General features: G+C 43.4%; 2 protein-coding genes. Both read left to right on the forward strand.

The window, feature by feature from the left end; all coding sequences use genetic code 11:
• On the forward strand, nt 1-284 hold a 284-nt coding region (locus KCG43_RS21225), incomplete at its 5' end, for a hypothetical protein (protein ID WP_218387444.1).
• On the forward strand, nt 274-1,503 hold a 1,230-nt coding region (locus KCG43_RS21230; protein ID WP_218387446.1), incomplete at its 3' end, for a LysM peptidoglycan-binding domain-containing protein. The genes KCG43_RS21225 and KCG43_RS21230, both read left to right, overlap by 11 nt.

A 1,503-nucleotide genomic window follows, 5' to 3' on the forward strand; every position in this document is an offset into this window, starting at 1 on the left:
AAGATTTTTTAAGTCTGTCATTTCAAGTGGGTTGTTTGATATTTTTTTCAGGTCATGATTACATTCTGTGTTTATCTAAAATATCATCTGTGCTCGATGCTCCTACAGTTAACAGTAATCCCGATAAAGTGCCCTGGTGTGACATGCAGCGCAAATTCACTCAAGGTGTTGATATAACTATGCATAAAGTGAAAATGCCAGCCTGTCCGATCTGTTTCTCTACTTGCACAACCAGTAGAATATCTGCAGTTTTCTATAATTTTGGATGGCTGCATGTCTGTTGAAATTGATAAACCCAGAAAATTTGTTCGCGCAGGATACGCGGCGATTGAGGATTACTCTTCTAAGCTTGAACCTGCAACCGACAAAGTCAAAGAACCACCCCCGCCTGAACCTGGTAGCGAAGTTAATATCAAACTCTATTGTACTGAGGTTGAATTGAAGTCCCTTCAAACTGGCGTATGGCAGCTTGGTGCCACTGATAAAGAAAAGTCAGTCTCCAACTGGAAAACAACCCAAACACCGGAAGGTGATAGCCTTTTGAGCATGCTTTGTTTTGAACGTGAAGCCAAAACCTTGCATCACGATCTGTTTTTGAATTGTGGCCAATCAACTTCCTATGAGGTGAAATCGAACGCCAAAGGTAGCAATCAGGCGAACGCTGAGTTCCTTCCCGTGAAATTTGCCATACAAATCGGTGAAAACCGACTGGGTTGGGCAACATCCGGCTATTTTTATCACTTTATCGATAGTCAGTTAGTTCGTGAATACAAAGTTGTCGGCAAGGGAAGCTGGACGTGTCAAGCGACACGTTCAGATAAGGTTCACTTAACTGACGAACTGGTCTCTGAACACCATCAAGGCAGTTTTCTGCTGCCCTATCGAATTGAAGGGGCAATACTTTCAGAGCAGCATATTCTTTATCGTGAAGTGAAGCTCACAGCTGACGAGTTGGCAAATGCTGATAGTGCTTGGCTCAGCGAAAATGCCATGAAGCTGAATTTAGAAAGTATCATCGGCATTCGTTACAATGAGCTGCTTTATCGTGAGCCTGAACAGAAAGATGCATCGCCGGTTGAGCGCCCGAAAGTCAGTCATAGTGTGCAAATTAACCCAACCACTGGTGAGCGGGAAACCTGGCCGGAAATTGCAAGTCAATATGGCCTGAGTGCTAAAGATTTGTTGGATTTAAATCCGGCATATCATGATGATCCAATGCGATTGAAAGCAGGGGATAATCTGCAAGTAAGTAAGGCAGCTGTTCATGAGCCTGTAGAAAGCTCAGAAACACCATCACCGATTGTAAATCTTTCCGATGTGCATGCTTTCGGTGATGTTTGGGGGCGATACAATCAGAGAGAGTTTGGCGATAAAGCAATCAACATTTTCCCTAGTTCAAGTATTGAAGATCATGTTCCGATCCTGAACGTGTGTCAGGTTGATGTTCCAGTTCCTTTTTCTTTGGGGTGGATGCAAATTGAACAAACTCAGAATCAGGCACAG

The sequence above is a fragment of the Photobacterium sp. WH24 genome (genome assembly GCF_019204055.1).
In the GTDB taxonomy this organism is placed as follows: domain Bacteria; phylum Pseudomonadota; class Gammaproteobacteria; order Enterobacterales; family Vibrionaceae; genus Photobacterium; species Photobacterium arenosum.